The sequence below is a fragment of the Rhodanobacteraceae bacterium genome, assembly GCA_024234055.1.
Taxonomy (GTDB): Bacteria; Pseudomonadota; Gammaproteobacteria; order Xanthomonadales; family SZUA-5; genus JADKFD01.
This window is the reverse complement of record JACKOW010000006.1, coordinates 125,897-144,503: the sequence shown is the minus strand read 5'-3', so window position 1 is coordinate 144,503 and position 18,607 is coordinate 125,897. Positions and strand designations below refer to the sequence as shown.

At 62.6% G+C, this 18,607-nt stretch carries 11 protein-coding genes; 10 read left to right on the top strand and 1 reads right to left on the bottom strand.

Going from position 1 to position 18,607, the window contains the following annotated elements; all coding sequences use genetic code 11:
• Nucleotides 1-5: 5 nt before the first annotated feature.
• Nucleotides 6-1,796, top strand: coding sequence for a cyclomaltodextrin glucanotransferase (locus H7A19_12335; protein ID MCP5475616.1), 1,791 nt, complete (start codon nt 6-8; stop codon nt 1,794-1,796).
• 223 nt (nt 1,797-2,019) lie between these two features.
• Here the strand turns inward: H7A19_12335 and H7A19_12330 are convergent, their stop codons facing one another.
• Nucleotides 2,020-3,054 (bottom strand): LacI family DNA-binding transcriptional regulator, encoded by a 1,035-nt coding sequence (locus H7A19_12330; GenBank protein MCP5475615.1) that lies wholly within the window; start codon nt 3,052-3,054, stop codon nt 2,020-2,022.
• Between the two features lie 261 nt (nt 3,055-3,315).
• Here H7A19_12330 and H7A19_12325 point away from each other — a divergent pair, with 261 nt between their 5' ends.
• From H7A19_12325 to H7A19_12285, 9 genes are all read left to right on the top strand, one after another.
• The gene (locus tag H7A19_12325) at nt 3,316-5,376 is read left to right on the top strand and encodes a carbohydrate binding domain-containing protein (GenBank protein ID MCP5475614.1); all 2,061 of its coding nucleotides are present in this window, start codon (nt 3,316-3,318) and stop codon (nt 5,374-5,376) included.
• A 129-nt stretch (nt 5,377-5,505) separates the two neighbouring features.
• Entirely contained in the window at nt 5,506-7,323 is a 1,818-nt protein-coding gene (locus H7A19_12320; GenBank protein ID MCP5475613.1) for a carbohydrate binding domain-containing protein, read from the top strand.
• 50 nt (nt 7,324-7,373) lie between these two features.
• A complete protein-coding gene (locus H7A19_12315; protein MCP5475612.1) occupies nt 7,374-9,650 on the top strand; it encodes a glycosyltransferase family 4 protein in 2,277 nt (758 codons plus the stop codon).
• The gene (locus tag H7A19_12310; protein ID MCP5475611.1) at nt 9,647-10,717 is read left to right on the top strand and encodes a glycosyltransferase family 2 protein; all 1,071 of its coding nucleotides are present in this window, start codon (nt 9,647-9,649) and stop codon (nt 10,715-10,717) included. The genes H7A19_12315 and H7A19_12310 overlap by 4 nt, the downstream gene beginning before the upstream one ends.
• Nucleotides 10,671-12,113 (top strand): glycosyltransferase family 4 protein, encoded by a 1,443-nt coding sequence (locus tag H7A19_12305; protein ID MCP5475610.1) that lies wholly within the window; start codon nt 10,671-10,673, stop codon nt 12,111-12,113. The genes H7A19_12310 and H7A19_12305 overlap by 47 nt, the downstream gene beginning before the upstream one ends.
• Nucleotides 12,110-13,333, top strand: a complete 1,224-nt coding sequence (locus H7A19_12300; protein MCP5475609.1) for a glycosyltransferase family 4 protein — start codon at nt 12,110-12,112, stop codon at nt 13,331-13,333. Before H7A19_12305 ends, H7A19_12300 begins: the two co-directional genes overlap by 4 nt.
• Nucleotides 13,334-13,377: 44 nt before the next feature.
• Entirely contained in the window at nt 13,378-16,590 is a 3,213-nt protein-coding gene (locus H7A19_12295; protein ID MCP5475608.1) for a glycosyltransferase, read from the top strand.
• Nucleotides 16,591-16,707: 117 nt separating this feature from the next.
• Nucleotides 16,708-17,733 carry a UbiA family prenyltransferase gene (locus tag H7A19_12290; protein ID MCP5475607.1) on the top strand — a complete coding sequence of 342 codons (1,026 nt, stop codon included), beginning with the start codon at nt 16,708-16,710 and terminating at the stop codon, nt 17,731-17,733.
• Nucleotides 17,730-18,560 carry a glycosyltransferase family 2 protein gene (locus tag H7A19_12285; protein MCP5475606.1) on the top strand — a complete coding sequence of 277 codons (831 nt, stop codon included), beginning with the start codon at nt 17,730-17,732 and terminating at the stop codon, nt 18,558-18,560. The genes H7A19_12290 and H7A19_12285 overlap by 4 nt, the downstream gene beginning before the upstream one ends.
• Nucleotides 18,561-18,607: the final 47 nt, after the last annotated feature.

Below are 18,607 nucleotides of genomic sequence, written 5' to 3'. Positions count from 1 at the left end.
AGGGCATGGCCCGACATCCTTTCCGCGGTGAACAGAACGCGTCACGTAGCGCGCTTTGCGCACATCGTGACCTACGGCTGGCACTGGCGCTGGTTGCGGCGTTGGCCCTCGGCGCTTGCTCTCAAGACACACCACAAGCCACTCCTGAAGTCGGAGCGCCAGCTGCGACCAAGGACTACTACGGCACGCTCGAACCCTTCGCCAGCAACGCCATCTACTTCGTGCTGACCGATCGTTTCGTCAATGGTGACGAGTCCAACGATCAGCGCGATCAGGGCGGCCCGCACCCGACCTTCGACCGCAAGACGCCGGGCCTGCCCGGAGGCCTGGATGACAACATCGGCTACCTCGGTGGCGACTTCAAGGGCTTGCTTGATCACGCTGATTACATCGCCGACATGGGTTTCGGCGCGGTCTGGCTGACGCCCATCGTCGACAATCCGGACGAAGCCTTCACCGGCGGCGATCCGGCGGTCTTCGGCGCCATGATGAGTGATCAGGGCAAGACCGGTTACCACGGCTACTGGGGCGTCAACTTCTATGAGCTGGACGAACATCTGCCGAGCCCGGGTCTGGGCTTTGCCGAACTCACCGCCGGACTCAAGGCCAAGGGCCTGAAGACGGTGCTGGATGTGGTCGCCAATCACGGCTCGCCGTCGTTCACGATGCCCATCGATCAGCCCAAATTCGGCGAGATCTACGCGGCCGACGGCACCTTGCTGGCCGACCATCAGAACCTGCCGCCGGAGCAGCTCAAGCCGGACGAGATTCCGCTCCATCGCTTCTTCCACAACACCCGCGATCTGGTGCAGCTCTCGAACATCGACGACACCCGCCCCGAGGTGCTCGACTATTTCGTCGGTGCCTACACGCAGTGGCTGGATCAGGGCGCGGATGCCCTGCGCATCGACACCATCGGCCATGTGCCCAATCCCTTCTGGCACGATTTTGCCCAGCGACTGCGCCAGCATCGACCGGGGCTGTACATGTTCGGCGAGCGCTATTCCTTCGATCCCCCGGTGGTGGCGCAGCACACCTGGCCGGAGAACGGCGCCATCAGCGTGCTCGATTTCCCGCTCAAGGCGGCGTTTGGCGAGGTCTTCGAGAAGGGCGCCGGCTTCGAGAAGATTGCCGATGCACTGTTTCTGGAGAACGGGCCCTACGCCAATCCCTACGATCTGGCGACCTTCTATGACAACCACGACATGCCACGGCTGAAGGCCAGCGACGAGGGTTTCATCGACGCCCACCATCTGCTGTTCACGCTGCGCGGCATCCCGGTGCTCTATTACGGCTCGGAAACCGGGTTCATGCGCGGCGCCGCCGAGCATGCCGGCAATCGCAACTACTACGGCGTCGAGGGTATCGCGGCCGCCTCTGGCCATCCGATCCACGAGAATCTGAAACGCATCGCCAAGGTGCGTCGCGATTCGATCGCGCTGCAGCGCGGATTGCAGCTGGATCTGGAATTCGCCGGCGACCGCGCGGCCTTCTATCGGGTGTACCAGCATGAAGGCGTCAACCAAACGGCGCTGGTGTTGTTGAACAAGGCCGACGCGCCGACCACGTTCAAGATCACCGAAGCGCTTCAGGCGGGACCCTGGCGTTCAGCCCTGGACGGAACCCTGATCGAGTTGCCGCCGGGCAGGCCCTTCGAGGCCGAGGTGCCGGCCCATGGCGTGCAGGTCTTTCTGTTTGACGCCGTGCTGACGGACCCAACACTGCTGGCGAGCCTGGACGATGCCATGGCCCATCGATTGGGTGTGCAGCAAGTGCCGCCAGCCGATCAACATTGAGCCAGCTGTGGTAGGTCACGTTGGCCCGCAGGGCCTACGTGACGGCGTCCCCGTGAGAGTCCCGGTCGCCCCTGGCGGTGCGCTTATTCGCGCATCAAACGTAGGAGGGCGCGAGGGCACGAGGGCACGCAAAGGCAGCCTCACCGCGAGCTCTTGATCTTGCGTGCCCTCGTGCCCTCTCGCCCTCGTGCAATCGCGGCTGAAGCCGCTCCCACAGGTGGGGCTAGGACGAAGTCCCACCGCACGACCGCCGCACCACCACCCGCGCCGGCAGCATCACGCTGGTGACCGGCTCGTTCTTGATTTCATGCAGCAGGGTTTCGACCAGCAGCTCGCCGGCGCGCTTGGTGTCCTGGGCCACCGTGGTCAGCGGCGGGCTGGCAAAGCTCGCCATCGGGATATCGTCGAAGCCGACCACGGCGACATCGCCGGGCACGCTCAAGCCCGCCTCTTCCAGCGCCCGCATGGCGCCGATGGCGAGCAGGTCGCTGGCGGCAAAGACTGCGTCGACCCGGGCACCACGAGCCAGCAATTGGCGCATGGCGCTCTGACCCACCAGTTCGGTCGAATCGGCGGCATCGATCTGCAAGGCCGGATCGACGTCCAGTCCAGCTGCCTTGAGCGCCTGAACCAGTCCCTGATAGCGATCCGAGAATTCCGGGCAATGCGGCGAGACATCGCCGATGAAGGCGATGCGTCGCCGTCCCAGCGCCAGCAGATGCTCCGCCATCGCACGGCCGCCCTGGACATTGTCGCAGCCGATCGAAATGCCGGGCTGACCCTCGACCACCGCCCCCCAGCGGACAAAATGCGTACCCTGTTCGACCAGGCGTTCGAGCTTGTGGCGGGCCACCAGATAGTCGCCGTAGCCCAGCAGAATCAGGCCGTCAGCCTTGTGGCTGTCCTGAAAATCGGCATGCCAGTCCTCCGAGAGCTGCTGGAAGGAGATCAACAGATCATAGCCCTGGCGGGCACAGGCGCGAGTGATCGAACCCAGCATCGACAGGAAGAAGGGATTGATCAGCGAATCGTCCGAGGTCGGGTCTTCGAACAGCAGCAGCGCCAACGTCACCGAATGCTGGCGGCGCAGATTCGAGGCGTTCTTGTCGACCTTGTAGTTCAGCTGCTTGGCGATGGCCTGTATGCGCTTGCGGGTTTCGGCACTGACCAGCGGACTGCCCCGCAGCGCACGCGACACTGTCGCCTGGGACACGCCGGCGTGGTAGGCGATATCGAAAGAAGTCGGTTTGCCTTTCATGCGCGACCCATTCAAGCAAGGCGCGCATTGTTGTCCTCGGCGGCGATTGAGGCAAGTCGATGGCGGCCCTGGTGCCCTGGAGGCACATACAGGTCTATCCACGGGCAGTGAATCCGGTGAGCTCAACGATCCGCCGCCGATCGCTGCGCGACGTTCCGGCCATTGTTCCGACGATAGTCCTGACGGATATCATCCTGGTCACTCTGAGATCGTCGATGGATTGCCGGCTGGCCATCGCGCCAGTCGGACACACGAGTCCCCATGACCCGTCCAACTCGAAATTTCCATGCCCTGTTCTGCGCGCTGGCCACGACATTGGGTCTGGTGCTGATCACCATGGGTCTGGTCCTTTCCTCGGTCCTGGTGCCTTTCACCTGGATGCGGATAGATCACAAGTTCGTTCTGGCTCTGGGGATGCTGGTGACGCTGCTTGGACTGGCTTCCTGGAAGCTGCCTACGTCGTTTTCGATGATGCTCGCGAGCTCCGTGGGGACGCTGACCGTCGTCTTCGTGCTGGGGTACCGACCCATTGAGGCCGGCGACGTCTCGATGATGTTGGGCGCCAAACCTCGGGTCTGGCAGTCGGATCATGAGTGGACTGAACTGATAGTGCGCAATGACGATCGCTACGGTTGGAGCAACTCGCCCAATGCCAGTGGCCGTCAGGTCAACAGCGACTTCAGCGTTTCGTACAACCTGGATTCCGAGGGATGGCGTCGGCTTCCGGTTGCGTCGCCCGGGGCCGGCCACGACGAAGTCTGGTTTCTGGGGTGCTCTTTCACGTTCGGAGTCGGCGTAGAGGATCAGCTAACTTACCCCTATCTGCTGGCAGCCCAGGCATGGCCAAGGATCCAGGTACGCAACTTTTCGGTTTCCGGATGGGGCACTACTCAGGCCTTTCTGGCTCTGGAGAATGAGCTCAAACACCGGCCGGCACCACGATTGGTTGTGTACGGTCTGATCGCCCACCATCGTCAGAGAAACTATCTTCGGAAGAGTTGGTTCGCGAAGGGCAAGGCCGGCTGGCTGCCACATGTTGAACTGGAGAACGGCCAGCTGCGCTGGAAGAGCTTGCTCGTCAACAGCCAAGCCGACTGGGAAGACGGTCCCGAGCTGGACGAGACCGAGTACCGTGTGACGGAAGCGCTGATCCGGGGGATGACTCGACTCAGTCGTGAACATGGCGTTCCCTTCGTCCTGCTGTTACTGGACGACGTTGAAGCCAGAATGCTGGACCCGATTCGCAACGAACCGGGATTGCACGTCGTCGATGTGGGTCATCTCAGCTCATCGTTCTTTCCCAACGAGGGACACCCCACCGCGGTGTGGCATCAAACGGTCGCACATGCCATTGCCGCCAATCCGCTTTTGGCCGAGCTCGCTCGCTCACCCGCGTTGTTTGCACCAAACGCCATCCCGGATCCACCCATGCGTGCCTGGCAAGAATCCTGGAATCGTCAAGATGGCGGCAGCATGAGAGCGATCATTGGCTATCCTGCCAAGGCGGGTGCACCGCTGCACATCGATGTCCTGGGTACGCCGTCCGGCGATCCTTGGAAAGCGGTGGTTCAGCGCAGCGACTTCGCCGTCACAAAGGGTCAGATGTACTCACTGGAGCTGAGTGCGCGGTCGGTCGGCACCCGGACTCTGCGTGTGGCATTGAGCACTCGGCAACCGCCATGGGCAATCCTTGGACTGGATGAAAGCTTCGACCTGACCCCGGAGTGGCAGAGCTTCCGTCGAGTATTCATCGCCACTGACAACGACCCGGCAGCAAAGCTGATGCTGCTGCTGGGCGACAGCAACGAGGCCATTGAGATCGCCGATGAGCCGAAGTTCGAACAGTTATCGCAGCGACAGGCCGCAGAGGCACTGATCAGGCTTGCCAAACCCGGATGGAAACTGGCCGTGACGGCGCCTGCGAAGGCGACTCTTTCCCACGCCTCCGCCGACGTGCACCCACCCATGCGGATTCGCCCCAAGAGTTCCATCGATGGCGACATCTGGGCCATTCAGCTCCAGCATGACGGCCTGAGGATCGTGGCCGGGCAGGAGTACATCTTTGAACTGGTCGTGCGCGCGCCGCAACTCAGGCACCTGGAATATGCGCTGACCCTGAATCGGTCTGACTGGGATAACCTCGGCCTCTGGGGCAAGGTGGACATCAATGCCGAGTGGCAGACCCTCACGAGGAAATTCCTGGCAACAAGGTCAGATTCCGGTGCTCGTCTGACACTTGCTCTGGGCGCCAGCGACCAGCCCGTCGAGATCGCCAAAGTGGTGCTACGGCAAGGAGAACACGCGTTGCTGCAAGACCAATGATGACCGCCAGGAACTCCGTCCGGTCCCCGGTGACGATGGATCCCTGCCCCGCTCACCTGCCTCAGATTCGCTGAGCGGCGCCGTTGAAACTCGATTCCCATGACCGCGGACCCTATCGAGACACGAAAGATGACCAGCCAAAGCGTCAAACACAACCGCAATTCACCCGACGCAGGGCAAGCGTCGTCACCGGCGCGCACCTTCGCCATGATCTGGCTGATGTTGATGGCACTGCTGCAGTGGTTGGTGTTTGTTCAGACAGGCACATTCGAAAACCGTCTCATTGGGGTTCTGGTGGCTGGATCAAGCGGTCTGTTGTTTCTGATTCCGCTGAACTCAAATCGGCGCTTTCTTGCGCTGGCCGTGCTCGGCGTGATTGCCTGCGGCAACTTCATCTCGCACTTGCTTGTCAGCTCCGACCCTTTTCCGGCAAGGCTGCTTCAGATTTCAGTCATTTACGGCTATCTGGGTCTTCTGGTCGCTGCTGTTGGCCAACTTCTGGGGCGCAGAATCGGGACTGGGTTGCTGGTATCGGCGTTTGTCGGCGCGACCGGCCTGGTGGCGATTGAAGGAGTACTCGGAGTCATCGGGCCTCATAGGACCGTGAAAGCCAATATCGTACGCTGGGAGGGCGGCACGCGCCCCCACCCCGTACTGGAAGAGTCATACCCGCCCAACAGCGTTGCCAGGACCATCTATCTGTCCAATCCCCGGGGATATTTCGAAACAAGCGATCCGCGATCCACCCAATGGCGCCTCGGCAGCAATCACCCAGGCAGCGCCGCGCGCCTGTTGCTTCCGGAATCAGAGTTCCATGATGTCGTGCGTGTCGAGATCGATCGAGCTGAAGTTCCGACCACCTGGCATGTTCAACTCACCTATGACGGCTTGGCACTGAAGCGAGGTGTGCGCTATCAGTTGTCTTTCAAGGCACGCGCGGACAATGTCCGCCCATTTTCCTATGGCGTCAGTCAGGCGCATCCGCCCTGGGATAATCTTGGCTGGTACGAACAAATCGACATTGGTACTGAATGGGAAGAGTACAGCCGGATTTTCCGGGCAACTGCAACGGATGACGAGGCCAGAATGACATTTGACCTGGGCGATGCCATCCCTGCGGTAGAGATCAAGACCGTCGTCATTCACCAGCTGGATTCTGGCCAAAGTGTGGTCCGCACGCCACCACCCGAGTATGCGGTCAGTTATAGATTCAACGATCACGGCTGCCGCGGACCAGATTATCCTGTGGAAAAGCCAGCCAATGTTCGCCGGATTCTGGTGCTGGGTGACTCTTTTGCGCTGGGCGTGGGTGTACACGAGCGTGACACCTTCTCAGCCCAGCTGGAAAGAACCCTCAACAAGGATCTCTCAGAGTCTCCGGAGATCCGATACGAAGTGATCAATTGCGGCGTCAGCGGTTATTCCACGACGCAGGAACGAGCGCTGCTGGAAATCATCGGTCCGGAATATCGTCCGGACGTCGTCGTGTTGGCCATGGTCTCTAATGACGACAGCTCCTGGCGCAGCGACGTCAACAATGGCTATTTTCATACTCCGAACAAGTACGAGTATTTCTTCAATATTTTCGGCCTGACCCAGAGCTATCGTCACGAAATGCAGAAGCCGCCGGCGGATTTCCGGGAAAGCCTGCAACAGGTCCTGCAGATGCGCGACATCGCCCAGCGCATCGACGCCAAACTGGTGGCCTTCGCCTTCAGGCCCCACCCGCTGGATGCCGGGCCATGGCGGGCCCTGATTGACACGATAGCGCCGGGGCTGCGTGGCTCTGGAGTTCCGTGGCTGGATGTCGGAGAACTGCTGCTCAGCCAACATGATTGGCAGAGCTTGATAGTTCATCCGGACGGGGACATGCACCCGAACGAGATAGCGCACTTGTCGGCCGCCGAGCAGATCGCCGACTTGCTGCACGCGCAGAAGATCTTGTAACGGCGCTTGGCACATCGATCTCAGGTTCCACTGCGCGACAGATTCGGCGCATGGACACCATCAGCCGGCATTCGATCATTGACGAGGTCCACCTGAAACATCTGTTCATCTGCCGCGAGTACCCGCCTGCCGCCTATCCACCGGGAGGTATTGGTACCTATGTCCGGCACATGGCCAATCTTCTGGCCGAGGCCGGGGAATCGGTGCATGTGATCGCTCACCGCTGGGCAGGTTCGCCCAAGGCCTGCGAGGAGCTCATTCCCGGCCGTCTGATCGTCCATCGCGTTGCATTTGATCAAGTTGCCTCGCACTTTTCGCCACGCCAGGCGGGTTCTGATCCGCGCGTGGCGAGCGGAATGATTGCGTCGACCTATCCGGCGCAGGCCTTTTCCTGGCAAGCCGCGCTGCTGGCGGAAGCGCTGATCGAGCAGGAAGGGATCGATGTCATCGAGGCTCAGGAATGGGAGGCGCCGCTCTACTACCTTCAGCTGCGGCGCCAGTTGGGCTTGGGTCCGACGCGGTGCCCACCGTGTGTGGTGCACCTGCATTCCTCGACGGAGCAGATCTTCGCCGCCAACACCTGGGACCGGGCGGTTCTGGATTACGCACCGGCCGTGAGTGCCGAGGCCTTTTCAATTCTCGCGGCTGACGCCCTGATCGCGCCAAGCCAATTCATGTCCGCGCAGACCGTCACTCGCTACGGGATCGATCCCGCGAAAATTGCGGTCATCCCCTATCCGCTGGGTAACGCGCCTCGCCTGCGCAGGGATGCTGCAGTCTGGGCCGGCAGGTCAATCTTCCATGCGGGCCGACTGGAACCGCGCAAGGGCGTGCTCGAATTGGCGGATGCTGTTGCGGCCATCGCCCCCGACTACCCGGATCTGTGGGTCGAGTTCGTCGGTGGCGACACGCCGTTGGCGGTCGACGGCGGACCCACCGTGGGAGATGCCGTTCGCCGTCGCCTGTCGCCGCAGGTGCGCAGTCGCTTGCACTTTCACGGTAGCCGCGATGCTGCTGGTGTTTCTCTGCTGCTCGCCGGTGCGAGCGCCGCGATCGTGCCTTCGCGCTGGGAGAACTTTCCCTACAGCTGCATCGAGTCCATGGCCAGTGGCTTGCCCGTCGTTGCATCGCCCAATGGCGGAATGAGGGAACTGATTACGGACGGGGTCTCTGGTTGGATTGCATCTGACGGGTCATCCCAGGGTCTGGCCGAGGCGCTCACGCGGGCGCTCCGATGCAGCGCCGAGGAGCGCGAACGCATGGGAGCCGCCGCACATGCTGCGGTGATTCGCACCTGCGACAACCACCGGGTGGTCGAGCGTCATCTGCAGCTGAAGCGTTCGCTCCTGCGCAACCCTGCGCCGAGGTGCGAGGTTCCGGCCACTGAGGCTGACGACTCAACCGCGGGTCGCACCGCTGCTACAGCCATGCAGACTTGCGCGGACGAGGCGACAGATGCGGAACTCGGCGTGGTGGTGACATTCAGAGGTGGGAAAGCCCCGCTCAAGGCCTTTCTGGCGTCTCTCAAAGCGCAGTCGCGGGCACCGATCGCGGTCATCGTCCTTTGCCATGCTCCATCGGATGAGGATCTGGCAATGCTGCGGGCCGAAGGTCTGGAAGTCATGTGCGCGCCCAGAGCGGCCGTGAGCGCACCCGAGCTGCTGGCGGCAAGGACCTTGCTGGATGCCCGAGAATCCCTGGCGGCGGTGGCATTTGTCGACGCACGCCTGCAACTCGATCGCGATTTCCTTGCGGTCGGGTCCTCGGCATTCGCGCGGCTTCCGAGACTGGGGGTGATGGGTGCATGGATCAGCGTTGGCCCTACCGGAGGTCGAATTCACTTGCCGCCCGATCCATTGCGACCGCATCTGGGTCGGGACGCCGCACTGGCTCCCGCCGTCTTCGTGGAGTCCTCGGCCCTGAGGGCGGCCACGCGGGCGGCCGTCGAAGCCGGATCCGCAGCCTCCTGCGTTGACCTGCTCGATCAGGTGATCCAGTCCGGCTGGCGGGCCCTGACCTATCCGGCAATTCTCGGTTCGATCAGTGCCGAGGAGTTCTGCCAGCTCAGTGCTTCAGCGCCGGCGCGCTATTCATCCATGGCCGACGCACTGAAACGCCTGCATACGCCGCTCTGGGAATGGTGGCGCCAGCGCAGTCCCGAACAGCGACGCACTCTGCTCCGGCAGGCGCTGAGCACGCCTTCTACCTCTGTGCTGTGGCTGGCCCGCCGCCTGCTGTTTCGGATGCGCGGCTCCGCCGACAATCTGCGCCGTTCATGGTCGACGACGACGAGCAACGGCGGGAAAAGGCGGAGTGATCGCGGATGACGAGCGCTGAACCAGTGCGTTTCGCGGAGATCGGAGGGGCCGGCGCGCCGCTGGTCTCGGTGATTATCGCGGCATTCAATGCCGAGCGTTTCATTGGCGAGTCCTGTCGGTCGGCATTGGCTCAGACCTACCGCAATCTCGAAGTCATCGTCGTGGACGATGGCTCAGATGACTCGACCGCCGATGTAGTTGCTGCACTCGCGCGTACTGATCGCCGCCTGCGTCTGATTCGGCAAGCGAATCTGGGCGTCGCGGCCGCACGCAACGCTGCAATCGCCGCTGCCAGCGGCGAATTTCTGGCGCCATTGGATGCCGATGACATCTGGGACCCAACGAAGATTGCGCGCCAGGTGTCTCGTCTCCTGGAGGCCGGTCCGGACACCGGCCTGGTCTACTGCTGGTGGGTCTGGATGGACGCGGAGAACCGGGTGCTGGATCGATCGCCACGCTGGCGGGTCGAAGGCCACATCCTGCCGCGTCTGGTCGAGATCAACATGACCGGCAGCGCCAGCGTACCGCTGTTCCGCCGAGCCATCGTCCTGCAGCTGGGCGGCTATCGGACCGAGCTGCGCGCCATGGGTTGTCAGGGCTGCGAGGACTGGGACCTTGCACTTCGGATAGCAGAGCATCACGCCGTGGCCGCGGTACCGGCGCTGCTGGTCGGCTACCGGCGCTGTGCGAACAGCATGTCCACCGACGGCGAGGCGATGTGGCGATCATTCAAGGAGGTCGTGGGCACGATCGCGTCCCGACAGCCGGCGATTTCGAAGGGCGCGCTGCAAAGAGCGCAGGGTCAGTTTGCGCTGCATCTCGCGGGCGTGGCGTTCTGGTCTGGAGACCACCTCAAGGCTTGCCGCTGGGGACTGCGGACAAGATCGCTCGCCCTCGGACTATCGGTCTTTCCGCACGTGCTCCGCATGCTGCTGCGCCGTGTCTTTGACGATCATGGCAAGGGTCACCGATTGGTGGCAGAACTCGGGGGCTTCGAGCAACATTGCCCGGCGGATCCGCAGATTCCTTATGACCGCATCTACGCGCGCCGCTGGCGCAGGGGCATTCGTGCGTGAGGTGATCCGCAAACTTCAACCTGCGCTATTGATCGCCGCCCACGAGCTCAACATCCTGTGGTTGCGTCTGGATGCGTGGATCGGGAGATTCGGCCAGGCGTCTGGACAGGCTCGAGTCCTGGCCAGTGCCTGTTGGTCATTCCCCATCTACTCGCAGACTTTCGTGCATCAGGAGGTTCTGGCTCTGGCGCGTGCCGGATTTGCTGTCAGATTCCTGTATGCAAATCTGGCGCCGCGTTCAGAACTCGCCCAGGCCTGCGCGCCTTTGTGGAGGCTCAAGAGACGGATCATCCTGCACGCCTGCACCGGAGCCCGGGATCTGGTCCGTTTTCGACGTGAGCGACCCGAGCTGGTGGATGCCCTGATTCGGGATCTGGCGCAGGCCACCGGACTGCGCCCTGAGGTCATTGAAACCAACGAACATTTCCTGCACGCCTTTTCCTTCGCCCGGGCGGTTCGGGCGTGGCGGACTGACTATCTGCACAGCTACTTCTTCTACGAGCAGACGCTTTTCGCCTGGGTGGCTTCACGGCTGCTGGGTATTCCCAGAGGTATCAGCTGCTACGCAGATCACATGCTCGACGATTACCCTCTGAAAGCCGTGGGTCTGCACCTGAAGGAGTGCGATGTGGTGGTGGCGACCTCCCGGCGCATCGCTGCGGAACTCGAGGGGATTCATGGAGCTCCACTGTCGGGCCTGGTGGTCAAGCCAAACGCCATCGACACAGCAGGATTCCTGCCCAGAGTGCGCCGCCAACGAAACCGCGACGAGCCCTTGCGATTGATCTGCGTATGCCGAATCGACCCGAAGAAGGGTATCGAGTATCTGATGGCAGCGGTCCGTCTGCTGCTGGATCAGGGCCTTGCCATCGAGGCCCGGATCATCGGTGCCGCCGACGGCCAATCACCGCAAGCACTGAGCTATGCACATACACTGCGCGAACTGGCTGACAAGCTGGGTACTGACAGCGCCGTGATCTTTGCCGGCCAACGGGGAAATCATGAGATTCGACGAGAACTCGCTGAAGCCGATGTCTTCGTGGCACCATTTGTCGACCTGCCCAGCGGCGACAAGGACGGAATCCCGACGGCGCTGCTGGAGGCCATGGCGGGCGGTTGCGCCATCGTTGCCACCAATGCGGGTTCGATAGCCGAGGTCATCGACGATGGTGTTCACGGCATCCTGGTGTCGCAACGGGATGCAGCCGCGCTGGCCGAAGCGCTGCAGCGATTGGCAGCGAACGAGCATCTGTGCCAACGCCTCGGTTCCCAGGCTCTGGACCGGGCCCGCCGCGAATACAATGTTGCGACTTCGGAGATCGGTTTTCATCAGCAGGTACGCTGCACCGTCCGCAGGCATCGGGAGCAGCGCGACAAGGTCGGCGCCAAGACATGAAGATCGCGCTGCTGTCATTCGAGTATCCACCCGAGACCGGCTTCGGCGGGATCGGCACTTACACCTGGCACCACGCGCGGGCGCTCGTCACGCTGGGACACGAGGTACACGTGCTGGCCGGAGCCCGCGTGCCCACGGCGCTTCGTTTCGAGGATCAGGGGGGCGTGCAGGTACACCGATTCTGGGCCGATGGACCGGTCATGCGCGTGCTGGCCCTGGCCGGCAAGCCGCGCTGGTGGTGGACACAGCAGCGCTTGCAGAACGCATGGAGCATGTTTCAGGGGCTCCGTACCCTGCTCCGTCGGCACCGGTTCGACGTTCTCGAAATGCCCGAGTGTGGCGCCGAAGGAGCGCTGATCAACCGCTGGCTGGACCTGCCTACCGTCGTTCGTCTGCACTCGCCCTCGGCCTTGATCATGCCGTACTACGATGTTTCAGCCGCCGATACCTTTCTGTGCTCGATCATCGAAAAGCTCGCCATGCGGGCCGCCACGACGCTGACCTCCTGCTCGCAATTCCTGGCAGATGCGACCCGCCGATCTCTGGGTGTTACGCGCCCCAGCCAGGTGATCAGCAACGGTCTCGATCTGGATTGGACGGATCGCGAGGTCGAGTGGACGGATGTCCACGCCCGTCATGGACTCCCGCGGCAGACACTGACCATTGTGTTTGCCGGACGTATGGAGCAGCGCAAGGGCATACACCTGATGACCGCGATCGCGAGCGCGCTGCTCGAACGACATTGCGTGAATCTGGTGCTGGCCGGTGACGACCTGTTTGGCCACGTCAGCAAGGACTTGCTGCCGGAACTCGGCAGACTGAAGCTGAAGGGCTCGATACATTTTCTCGGCAAGCTGGAGATGGCGGAGCTGCGAGAGCTGGTACGAACGGCTGACATCGTGCTGCTGCCCAGTCTCTGGGAGAACTGCCCGTATTCTTGCCTGGAAGCCATGGCTGCGGGACGCGCTGTCGTTGCCGCCGATCAGGGTGGAATGCCGGAGATCATCCAGAACGGCGTCAACGGTCTGCTGGCGGCAGTGGGCCAGGCTTCGGCATTTGTTGCCTGCGTCGAGCGCCTGATCGAGGATGCCGAACTGCGCCTGCGCCTCGGTCGCGAGGCGAGGGCGACCATCCAGCGGTCACACGACGCCGTCAGGCTGGCTCAGGATGCGGTCGCGGTCTACCAGTCAGTGCAGGCGGGTCGGGCAGTGGCCCGATGAGGAAGCCTTCGCTTGCGACGATCTTCTGGACATCGGCTCGGGCCATGCGTGGGCTCTTGCTCCGACTGCTGCCACTTTCAACGGCGATCTGCACAGGATTCATCCACTACGATCGCGGCGCCAGCTGGTGGCAGACCGCCATTTACGCGCTGGCCACGCTTGCCCTGATGGTTGTCCTGGAGCACGGGCGCACGTGGATCGGGCACCCTTCACGGCGGGGCCCGAAGCCTGACGGGTATCGCGACGTCGCGCGCTGGGCCACGCACGCACAGCAGCGGCTACGCTCACGATCGCTGTGGGTCGAGCTGGTAGCACTCACACTACTGCTGATTCTGCTGCTGCCTTCGGCCGTCATCGCCGCGAGCCTGGTTGCGATGGTCGTGGCGCTGCAAGCCCTGCGTTTGTTCATATTCGGGCGCAAGTCGGTGTGCGAGCGCACCCCGGATGCAGATGCACGCCTTTGCTCGCTCGCACGATCAAGCATCTGCACACTCTGTCTGCCGGTGGCGCTCGCGCTGGACATTGCCATGATGCATCCATGGGCATGGTCGCTGGTCTTGTTGCAAGCGACACTGCCACTGGCTGAATTGCGTCGTCGCCTGCTCGGATTCGGCGGCACGCTGCTGTCGCCCGGGTTCTCGCGAGCATTGCGCAGGCTGTTGTCGGCCCCTTCGGACTTTCAGGTGTTGGTGGCGGCAACCACCTGGACCGTGAACGGCGTGAATGTCTTTTCGACCAATCTCGTGCGTGGCCTGATGCAATCGGCTGTCCCGGCGAGAATCCTGCTGACTGAACAGGCAACTCGGCTGATCACGATCGTCGAGGCAGAATTGCCGCGACCTGCGGACATACCGTTCGCTCAGCTGCCGGTCGGGTACACGCAGGGATGGGGGCCGCATTGGAGCGCCATGTTGCGGGTTCTGGAGGAGGCCGCGCCTTGTGTCTACATCCCGAACTCGGACTGGCGCCATTCCTGCATCTGCCCGCAGCTATCTGACAGGGTCGTCGTCGTGGGCGTCGTGCACAGTGACGATCCTCTGCACTACGATCACGTGCGCCGTCTGGGGCGCTACTGGAATGTCATTGTTGCCGTCAGTTCGGCCATCGCCAGCCGTACCGCGCGCCTGTGCCCGGAGATTGCCGATCGAATCATCACAATTCCGATCGGCGTCCGCATACCTGCGACACGCCCGGCCCGTGCCCGGTCGGGCAGCTCATTGCGCCTGATCTACCATGGCGTGCTGAAGCAGCATCAGAAGCGTGTGCTGGATCTGCCCCGAATCGTCCAGAGCACCTTGGATCTGGGAGTTCCTGTGGTGCTCAGCATCGCCGGGGCTGGCCCTGACGAGGCTGCTCTACGCGAGGCCTGTGCCAGCCTGGTCGATCGAGGTGCGATCCGATTCCTGGGGCTGGCATCTCCGGACGCCGTGGCGACCCTGCTCGAACAGCACGACGTGTATGTGCTGCCTTCGCAATTCGAGGGAATGCCAAACGCCTTGATCGAGGCCATGGGACACGGCTGTGTCCCGGTGGTCAGTCGGATGGAGAGCGGCATTCCCGAGTTGATCGGCGATGGCGACAACGGCTTCATGGTCCCGGTCGGTGATTCGGTGGCTTTTGCCGAACGTCTGAGAGTCCTCTGGGAATCGCCTGAGCGCCGCGAGCGCATGTCGATCCGGGCTCACGCCGCAGTGCGAAACGGCGGCTTCAGGATCGAGGACATGGTCAAGGCCTATAGGCGTGCTTTCGCTGACGCCTGGGAAGAGGTCCGAGCCGGGCGCTATAGCAGACCGCGCGGAGCACTCTCACCTCCCCCGAGAGAGATCGATGGAATTGGGCTGCTTCCCCTTGACCTGGTGCACCATGAACCCGGGCTGGGGGCATTTCCGTCCTTGAAGGACGCGGAGGAGTACGTCCTGCATGTCGCGGCCATGGCCCGTGACCGTGAGTCCATCGGGTTCAGGCCCGACCGGCGCCTGACCGCGGGTGCATCGGCTCGCAAGCTCGACGGCCTGCCAGTCTTCGTGGCAACACCCGCGTGGACCAGCAACGGCGTCAATCGATGGGCGGAGGATCTGGTACGCGGCCTGCGCAAGGTTGGGCTTGATGCGCGAATTCTGCTGACCGAAGAAGCGACTGAGTTGGTGCAAATCGACGCACCCAGACTGCATCGACCCACGGACATACCTTTCGAGTCTCTCGCGATAGCGGGCGAGGACAACTGGGGCGCACGCTGGGGCGCGATGGTCCGAACACTGGAATCGGCCGCCCCCTGCATCTACATTCCCAACTACGATTGGCGCCACGCCTGCATCATCCCGGCGCTCTCGGATCGAGTGAAGGTCGTTGGCACGGTGCATGACAGCACGCCGCCCTATTCCGAACATGCACAAAGGCTTGGCGGCTATTGGGACGCGGCCGTGGTGACCAGCTATCCGATGTCTCGACACCTGCGCCGACAAGTGCCGGGGATCGAGAGCCGACTGGCGGTGATTCATCACGGCCTGGATTTTCCCGCTATCTGGTGCGAGCGCCCGTCATCGGGGACCGGGCCGAAGATCCTGGTGCTTGCCCTGGGCGACGCATCCCTGGGCGGCGCCGAATTGTTGCGTGTGGCCATGGACCTGAGCCGGGGCGTCGCCGACTCCCGGATTGTCGTCGTCGACCCGCCGCCGGGATGCCGATCGGACCTGCGCGCTGGCGGCGTGGAGCTGCTCGTCGATGGTAACCGCCAGGAGTGGCTGGTCCAGTGCCGCAGCAGCGATTTCGTACTCGCCGGTCATTGGTGTGATGACCTGCGCTCACCGTGGTTTGAGGCCATGGGCAATGGTTGCGTGCCTCTGTGGATCGGAGCGGTTCCGACCGCCGGTCTGCTGATCGAACACGGAAGCAGCGGAATATTGGCGGCCGACGGGAATCTTGACGTCCTGATGGCTCAGATCCGGGAACTCGTCAGCAAACCCGAGGGCCATCGCCGTCTGGCAGCAGCAGCGCACGCCGTCGCCTGCAAGGCTTCGGTGCGGAACGAACAGATGATCGACGCATTTCTGGCCTTGTTCGGACGACTCCTGGATGAGCCCGAGGCCATGAATCTCAGGCCACGGCGCAGCCCCATCCTGCCTCCGCCCGCAAGCGTGGACGGACAGCCGATTTTCCCCGTTGAACTGTCTGAGGACCATGACCTGGGAAGATTCCCCGCTGCGGATGACGTGCGCCGCTTCATCGCCGAAGCGGGCGAATGGAATCCGATGATCTGAGATGCATGCGACAGTCGGTCCGGCAACAAGCCCATGATTCAGGCGCCGAGCGTGGGGCTGGCGGAGGAATCCAGGCAGGTATGCTTGGGCGACTGATGTCACACTGCCGACGACCGAATGCACCTGATCTCCATCTTCCGTCGGCTGAGAGTTCATCGCACCTGGGCCTACAAGGGCCCGCTGCTGATGGCCGGACCCTATTGCGTTCTGGCCCTGAGCGGGACGCCGGCCCTGAAGGCCTTGGTTGCAGTGCTCGCGTCCATGCTGACGGTCGGCGGCATCGCAGGTCTGGCCTATCTCATCAACGATCTGGCGGATCAAACTTCAGACCGCGCGGCCGGCAAGTCCAACAGCACCGAGGGAGCATCGCCCATGGCGATCGTGCTTGCGGCGCTGATCCTGCTGCTCGCCGCGCTGCTTCCCTGGGCAACCGTGCTGCCGTTCAGTGGTCTGGCCGGGATACTTCTGGGCGCTGAACTGATGCTCTTCTTTCTCTACGCCGTTCCTCCATTTCGATTCAAGGAGCGCGGGTTCCTTGGACTCGCGACGGACGCCACCTACGCCTATGTGGTCCCCGCGCTGCTGGCGGCGATGACCTTTGCCAGCATCGGGGATCTGCCGCGCGGGGACATCGCCCATCTGCTGACAGCGCTGGTTGTCTGGCAGGCCCCCCTGGGCCTGCGCAACATCATCCTGCACCAGATTGAAGACAGCGCCAACGATATCGCCAGCGAGACCCGGACCTGGGTGCTGAGCGTCGGCAAGTCCCGCGCGGAGCGTTTGACCCGCAAGTACATTGTTCCGCTCGAGATCGGGGGCTTTGTCTACTTCTGCGCAAGCGTCTACAGCGTGGCGCCTGCGGTGACTCTGATCTACCCGATCTTTCTCGGATTGACGATCCTCGTGATCAAGATTTCCTGGCGCCGCTCCTTGCCCTTGTCTCTGCAGGAATCACTGATCCTGTATCTCAGTGACTACTATGACGAATGGATTCCGGTGCTGCTGTTGCTGACGCTGGTGGCCTGCGACCCAATGTATCTGCCCCTGCTCCTGCTGCACCTCGTGGCTTTCCGCAAGAACGCCGTGCGCAGTACCTTGCGTGAGATCGGTATTGTCGCGGCGCGCCTTCGAGCCACGCCATGAAACCCAGGGTCTTTCTCGCGAGCCCCATAGGTGTGTCTTCGTGTACCCATCTGCTGGGCCATTTCCTTGATCACTATGTGCGCCTGGGTGTGGATGAGTTCCTGCTCGTCCTGCATGCCGGGCCGTCGGATCCTCGCGCCGACTCCATGATCGAGTCCATGGCGCGCTTTGGAATCAGACCTCTGCTCAGAACTGGCGAGTTCAATACCCGACTCAAGCTCGAACGCTATCGCGCGCTGGTCGATGCCCATTGCCGCCTGCAGGACTGGGTGTTGTACGCCGACATGGACGAGTTTCACGCCTATCCGGGCAGGCTGCACGATTTCCTCGCCGATTGCGACGAGGCCGGCTATCGCTTCGTCCCGGGGAGGATGCGCGATCGACTGGCGTCCGCGGGCGAGTTGCTGCCGATGACGCCGACGCCGACGCTATGGCAGCAGTATCCCTTCCGCGCAAACGTCACCGCCGGTATTCGCCATGGTTGGGACCGAAAGGTCTGTGCCGCGAAAGCCACGCTCCGATTCGACGAGGGCGGGATGCACTGCCTCGCGTATGGCCACGACCGAGTCACGAACTATCAGTTGACCTACGTCGACGCACGCGGCCGCCCCGGCTTCATCGACATCGACCATTTCGCCTGGGATTCGACGGTACTTGACCGCATGGAGTCAAAGCTGAACGGTCTCGGCGGTGACTCCGACGCCACTGACGATCCCGTGGTGATGGTCGAATACCGGCGCATGCGTGAGCACCTGCGGACCCATGGCGGTATCGCCGCCGAGGATCTTGAAATGGCCCCGGTGCCTGCGCTTCACTACGAAGCCTAGCCGGTTGCCCTGCCATGTCGACAACAGTCTTGCTGAGTGCTCAATCC